Annotated in this window: 8 protein-coding genes; 5 read left to right on the forward strand and 3 right to left on the reverse strand. The window is 64.1% G+C overall.

The window, feature by feature from the left end; translation table 11 throughout:
- Positions 1-47: 47 nt before the first annotated feature.
- Positions 48-590 carry a CBS domain-containing protein gene (locus C442_RS09125; RefSeq protein ID WP_008309731.1) on the reverse strand — a complete coding sequence of 181 codons (543 nt, stop codon included), beginning with the start codon at positions 588-590 and terminating at the stop codon, positions 48-50.
- A gap of 71 nt (positions 591-661) precedes the next feature.
- Positions 662-1,033, reverse strand: coding sequence for a DUF555 domain-containing protein (locus tag C442_RS09130; protein WP_004515717.1), 372 nt, complete (start codon positions 1,031-1,033; stop codon positions 662-664).
- A gap of 273 nt (positions 1,034-1,306) precedes the next feature.
- On the opposite strand from C442_RS09130, the gene C442_RS22100 reads away from it, so the two are divergent.
- The 5 genes from C442_RS22100 (at position 1,307) to C442_RS09150 (ending at position 5,074) form a co-directional block, all read left to right on the forward strand.
- Positions 1,307-1,477, forward strand: coding sequence for a hypothetical protein (locus C442_RS22100; protein ID WP_004593118.1), 171 nt, complete (start codon positions 1,307-1,309; stop codon positions 1,475-1,477).
- 103 nt (positions 1,478-1,580) lie between these two features.
- Positions 1,581-2,294, forward strand: coding sequence for an archaeal proteasome endopeptidase complex subunit beta (psmB, locus tag C442_RS09135; protein ID WP_008309732.1), 714 nt, complete (start codon positions 1,581-1,583; stop codon positions 2,292-2,294).
- A gap of 133 nt (positions 2,295-2,427) precedes the next feature.
- Positions 2,428-3,795: a phosphopentomutase/phosphoglucosamine mutase gene (locus C442_RS09140; RefSeq protein WP_008309734.1), complete on the forward strand. Its 1,368-nt coding sequence runs from the start codon at positions 2,428-2,430 to the stop codon at positions 3,793-3,795.
- 71 nt (positions 3,796-3,866) lie between these two features.
- Positions 3,867-4,253: a cytidine deaminase gene (cdd, locus tag C442_RS09145; RefSeq protein ID WP_004962275.1), complete on the forward strand. Its 387-nt coding sequence runs from the start codon at positions 3,867-3,869 to the stop codon at positions 4,251-4,253.
- Positions 4,250-5,074 carry a nucleoside phosphorylase gene (locus C442_RS09150; RefSeq protein WP_008309739.1) on the forward strand — a complete coding sequence of 275 codons (825 nt, stop codon included), beginning with the start codon at positions 4,250-4,252 and terminating at the stop codon, positions 5,072-5,074. Before cdd ends, C442_RS09150 begins: the two co-directional genes overlap by 4 nt.
- Positions 5,075-5,302: 228 nt before the next feature.
- Here the strand turns inward: C442_RS09150 and C442_RS09155 are convergent.
- The coding region (locus C442_RS09155) for an NAD(P)/FAD-dependent oxidoreductase (protein ID WP_049942915.1) at positions 5,303-6,436 on the reverse strand (1,134 nt) is incomplete at its 5' end.

Here is a 6,436-nt window from a genome sequence, read left to right on the forward strand (position 1 = left end):
GGGTAGTACGCGGCCACTATCGCAGTTCGCGCTTCTGAGAATTAGAGTTAGCTGACCGTACGCGCGATGTCCGCTTCGGTTATGACACCGATAGTTTCCCCGCCTTCGACGACCATCACAGCGGCATTGTGGTTCAGGTAAGCATCGACTTCGTCGATGGGAGCGTCGGGTTCGACGGTCGCGATAGATTCGTTCATCACCTCGGCGACGGGAAGTTCGCCGACGTTCTCTTCGGGGCGCTGGCGGATATCGGAGTTGCCGATGAGGCCCTGTGGTGCCCCGTCCCGGATGACAGGGACCTGTGAGTACCCCTTCTCGTCCATCAGCTCCTTGGCCTGGTGGACGGAATCGTCGGGCGCGACGCCAACGACGGGAGAGTTCATCAGGTCGCGGGCCTTGATGATGCCGCCCTCGGCCTCTTCCAGTGCAGTCACGATCCGGCGGAGTGTCGACAGCCGTGGGTCCACGTCACCGCCTTCGATACGAGCGATAAGGGGCTGAGAGACGTCAGCCCGCTCTGCCAGTTCGCTCTGGGTCAGCCCGAGTTCGTTGCGGCGCTCCCGCAGGTCCTGTGGCGTCGGTAAGTCCATATCCGCTAATTACCAGAGGTAATATAAAAAGCCCACGGCTGCTGCGGCGGGCGAATCAACTGAAGCGCCGATTACGCCTCGGCTTCGGCTTCGTCCTCGTCGGCTTCGGTCTCGAAGACCTCGACGACTTTCAGCGGCACGTCCCGGAGTGCGCCACCGATCTCGCTCTTGGCGATCCGCTGGGCGTGTTCGGGGGATTCGGCGTTGAACACGTCCATCTCAAGGACCAGTCCGACGAGCGCCGTGTCGGCCGCGATAAACGCCGAGTCGAACGGTTCGCCACAGGCCGGGCAGCCGGTCGCGCCGACCTCGACCTCGACGTAGTCCATCTCGGCCTCGTTGAGCCGCTTCCCCGCTTCACTCACTGCGACACCGATAGCGTCGTCGATGTCGTCTACGTCACGAACCAGCCAGGCTGCTTCCATCGCCACGAGGTAGTTCATACACTAGCTCTCGTGGCCCGACTATTCGATAGTTTTGATTCGCTTCTGTTGCGCACGTCACCGTTACTATCTCTATAACTTATGCGAACCAACCACCTGACTCACGCCCCTATTATGTCTGTGAGCGGAATCGTTCGGGTAGTAGTCTATTCTCTCAGGTATCTCAGCAAACCGCAAGACTGCGAGGGATTGTTTTGCCACAAAAGATAATCTAAAACAGAGTTTCGGCAACAAGACTTATATACCAGACTCACTCTGGAACGACCGAGGAAGATGGTAGCTCGACTGTACACCGCAACGCTGTTCGCACTGTATCAACTCACCCTGCTGCTGGGCATCATGCTGCTGCCGGTGGCGATGCTCACGGAGCAGTTCGGTCTCCGACTGCCGATGGACCGGGCCGTGTCGGGACTCAACGAGGCCTACGACCAGGCGAGCGCGTAAGACGGGGCAGCCGACTGATACCTGACAGCGGTGGTCACGGTCAGGCTCACCAGGAAAAGAGGTTTTATCAGCGCCCGACTAGTACCGCACAGTAATGCGAGATATGACTCCGGGGCCGGAGCTTTCTGGACCCCAGGCTGCTGACGAGTTCCAGAGCGACCCGTACGCGCCCGAAGTCGGCGAGCTCCCCGAACAGTCCGCACAGGATTCGGAGAAGGTGAACAAGACCGGAACGACCACTATCGGCATCAGCACGTCCGAGGGCGTCGTCATCGCGACTGATATGCGCGCCTCGCTCGGTGGTCGCTTCGTCTCGAACAAGAACGTCCAGAAGGTCGAGCAGATTCACCCCACAGCGGCGCTGACCCTCGTCGGCAGCGTCGGCGGCGCACAGTCGTTCATCCGGACGCTTCGTGCCGAGGTCAACCTCTACGAAGCGCGGCGCGGCGAGGACATCAGCATGAAGGCCCTCTCGACGCTGGCCGGCAACTTCGCCCGCGGTGGCCCCTTCTTCGCCATCAACCCTATCCTCGGCGGCGTCGACGACGACGGCCACCACGTCTACTCCATCGACCCGGCCGGCGGCGTCATGAAAGACGACTACACTGTCACTGGCTCCGGGCTCACCGTCGCGTACGGGACCCTCGAAGACCGCTACGAGGAAGACATGACAAACGAGGAGGCAAAAGAGGTCGCGGCCGCCTCGATCAACGCCGCCGCCGAGCGTGACACCGGCTCCGGTAACGGCATCTACCTCGCCGATGTCACCGCCGAGGGCGTCGACATCAACGGCTACGACTTCGACGAACTGCTGTAACCCGGCACATCGCGGCCCCTTTTGACCTGTTTGTATCCAACATCAGCCATCGTTCTCGTCCAACCGGCCACACGGCGACCCTGAACTGACGTGCGAACGAGAGAATTATACGGTCGGCTTCCGCATCGCCGGTATGGAACTGTTCGGGACCGCGGGCATCCGCGGTGATGTCGTATCGAAGGTGACGCCGGACCTTGCACTGCGAGTTGGACAGGCTACTGGGCAGGACGGCGAGACGTTCGTACTGGGGTACGACGGTCGCGTGACCTCGCCAGCGCTCGCTGATGCGATGGCCGCGGGACTGCAAAGCGCCGGCGCGCGAGTCGTCAGAATCGGCCGCGTGCCGACGCCGGCACTGGCGTACGCATCGCAGGGCCGCCACGGCGTGATGATTACCGCGAGCCACAACCCGCCGACGGACAACGGCATCAAGGTGTTCGCCGACGGCACCGAGTACGGCGACACCGACGAGACACGCATCGAAGGGCGAATCGAGGACGGTTCGACGCCGACGGCCTGGCGCGACTGGGGCGACACAGAATCGGTCGACTACCTCGACGAGTACCGAGGCGCTGTCGCCGACTACGCCGAGTCGCTCGGCGGCGACCCGTCGGGGCTGACGGTGGCGGTCGACTGCGGGAACGGCATGGCCAGCGTGGCGACGCCGCAGGTCCTCCGGGAACTGGGTGCCGACGTGCTGGCGACGGAGGCGAACGTGGACGGGACCTTCCCCGGCCGCGAGAGCAAGCCGACGCCGGAGACGCTGTCCGACTTCCGCGAGTTCGTTGCCGAGACGGACGCCGACTTCGGGTTCGGCCACGACGGTGACGCCGACCGCATCGTCGTGGTCGATGCCGACGGCGACGTCATCCACGAGGACACGATACTCGCGATGCTCGCCGAACACTACACGCGTGCCGCGGCCGTCTCGGACCCCGTCGTCGTGACGACGCCCAACGCCTCCGGTCGTATCGACGAACGAGTCGAAGCCGCCGGCGGCCGCGTCGAGCGCATCCACCTCGGTTCACTCCACGTCGGCATCGCCGACGTTCGTGCGGACGCGACCGAGGAGACCGAGGTCGTCTTCGCCGCCGAACCCTGGAAGCACATCCACACCGCCTTCGGCGGCTGGATAGACGGCGTGGCGAGCGCAGCCGTGCTGACACGCCTGTTCGCCGAGGAGAGCGTCGCCGACAGGCGGGCCGTCATCTCCGAACGGCCCTACGAGAAGGTGAGCGTCGAGTGTCCCGACGACGCCAAAGCCGAGACGATGGCCCGACTCGAATCCAGCCTGCCGGATGCGTTCCCCGAGGCTGATGTCTCGACCGAGTACGGCGTCCGACTCTCCTTCGACGACGGGTCGTGGACGCTTGTTCGACCAAGCGGCACTGAGCCGTACGTCCGGGTGTACGCGGAGAGCGACGACATCGACGCGCTGGTCGCGGAAACCACACAGGCGGTCCGTGACGCTGTTGGCGCTGTCAGTGCAGCCGACGCCTGAACCCGAAGCAGGCACGCCCGCCCGCTTCCGAGACCGATAGAATTTCTACACGGCCCTTCGACGCCCAGTGCATGGAGGACCTCCTCGACGCAGCGAGAGACGCCATCGACGAGGCGTACGCACCGTACTCCGAGTACACCGTCGGTGCGGCGCTCGAAACGAGCGACGGCAGCGTCTACACCGGCTGTAACATCGAGAACGCCAACTACAGCAACAGCTTGCACGCCGAAGAAGTAGCCATCGGCGCGGCTGTCAGCGACGGCCACCGGTCATTCGAGCGCGTCGCCGTCACCTCGGGCAAGCGCGACGGCGTCACTCCCTGTGGGATGTGCCGCCAGACGTTCAGCGAGTTCTGCGACGAGTCGTTCGAAATCATCACCGACGGCGACGAGCCGACAGTGTACGAACTCGGGGAGCTCCTGCCAACGACAATCACCAGCGACCATCTCGACAAATGACAAGCGACAGTGAAGACCCGAACGACGACGTACAGTACCATCTGGAAGTGAGCGAGGCCGACGTGGCCGACAGCGTCCTGCTGCCGGGGAACCCCGAGCGCGTGGAAAAGGTCGTCGACTACTGGGACGACCACGATATCGTGGCCGAACACCGCGAGTACCGCACGGCGACGGGCACTCACGACGGCACGCCCATCTCTGTGACCTCGACGGGTATCGGCGGCCCGTCGGCCGCAATCGCGCTCGAAGAACTGGCCCGCGTCGGCGCTGACTCCTTTATCCGGGTCGGCTCCTGTGGCGCAATTCAAGAGGAAGCCAGCATCGGCGATCTCGTCATCACGACCGGCGCAGTGCGGCAGGAGGGGACCAGCAAGGAGTACGTCCGCGAGGACTACCCCGCCAGCGCCGACCACCGGATCGTTTCGGCGCTCGTCGCCGCCGCCGAGGAACTCGGTTACGACTACCACCTCGGCGTCACCTGCTCGACAGACAGTTTCTACGCCGGCCAGTCGCGCCCCGGATTCAAGGACTTCGAGGCCAGCGGCAGCGACGAACGCATCGAAGCACTCCAAGAGGCCGGCGTCCTCAATTTCGAGATGGAGGCCGCGACGATTCTCACGCTCGCGAACCTGTACGGCCTGCGGGCCGGCGCTGTCTGTACGGTGTACGCCAACCGCGTCACCGGCGAGTTCCGAACCGAAGGCGAGCGCAAAGCGGCGAAATGCGCTAGCCTCGCTGTCTCGTATCTGGCCGAGATGGACGCCGCTGTCGAGGAAGCCGACGCCGACGGGTGGCACGCCGGCCTGTCCATTGACCGCTAGTCCGATTCCGGACCACTGCTAGTCGCGAGGGGATGCGGTACAGTTGCAGTCGCGATTGCGGTAGTGATTGCAGTGCGGTAGAAACAGCATACCGCGCGCCATCGGCGCGCGGTTTCACTTCTCGCGACCAGCGGGAGCGAGACGGTCGTTTTTAGCGTAGATTTTTGCGAACCCGCTCCCCGCAGCGGCGCGAAGCGCCGCGAGGAGAGGGGGTGACGTAAAAAGGTACTACATGTCAGGCCAGGCCTTGGCGGCCCGACCGACGCCAGTAACGTCCTTGATCCAGCGGGCAGCAATCGCCTTCTTCAGCAGTTTCGCGGGCAGCCCGCCGAAGGTTTCGATGGGCATGTTCACCACGTCGTGGGCGACGGCTTTCTCCCCGACCGACACGACGGTCCCCTTGTCCTTGTGGGTCCAGGTCTTGAGTGGCTGGCCACGGACGGCGCGCGCCAGGTTCTCACCAGCGACTTCGGCGGCTTGCCAGGCGGCCTGGGCGGTCGGCGGCGCGGGCTGGTCGCCGGGCTGGTCGATGAGTGCCGAGTCACCGATCGCAAAGACGTGCTCGTCGTCGGTCTGGAAGTTCCCTTCCGCGTGGACGCGATGGTTGCGCTCGTCCTTCTCCAGTTCGACCTCGTGCATGCAGTCCCGGCCGGTGATGCCGCCGGTCCAGACCAGCACGTCGTAGTCCAGTTCGTCCTCGTCGCCGATGTAGACGGTCTCCTCNTGCATGCAGTCCCGGCCGGTGATGCCGCCGGTCCAGACCAGCACGTCGTAGTCCAGTTCGTCCTCGTCGCCGATGTAGACGGTCTCCTCGTCGACCTCGCCGATGAACTCGCCGCATTTGATGTTCACGTCGGCGGCTTCCAGGCGCTTGCGCAGGGCACCCTGGAGTTCGGGGTCGCTGTTGGGCAGGACCTGGTCGAGGCCTTCGACGAGGTGGATGTCGATTGGCGCGTTGTGTTCGTCGCGGAACTCGGCGACTTCGCCGGCGGTCTGGATGCCCGAGAGGCCAGCGCCGCCGATGACGACCTGCGCAGGGTCGTTCGTGGAGGCTTCGCGAGCGGCCTGCTGGATGTTGTCGTGGATTTCGAGGGCGTCGTCGAGGCTCTTGAGCGTCAGCGCATGCTCTTCGAGGCCGTCGATGCCGAAGAAGGCCGTCTGCGAGCCCAGCCCCACGAGCAGGTAATCGTACTCGACGGTGTCAGAATCGGCGAGGGCCACTTCCTGGGCGTCGGTGTCGATACCGACGACCTCGTCCTGGACGAACGCCGTCGAGGGCTGCTTGATTTCGTGGACGGGAATAGCGATGTTCTCCTGGACGCTCGGGTCCCGAATGCAGCGGTGGGACTCGTGCAAGACCAG

Source organism: Haloarcula amylolytica JCM 13557, assembly GCF_000336615.1.
In the GTDB taxonomy this organism is placed as follows: domain Archaea; phylum Halobacteriota; class Halobacteria; order Halobacteriales; family Haloarculaceae; genus Haloarcula; species Haloarcula amylolytica.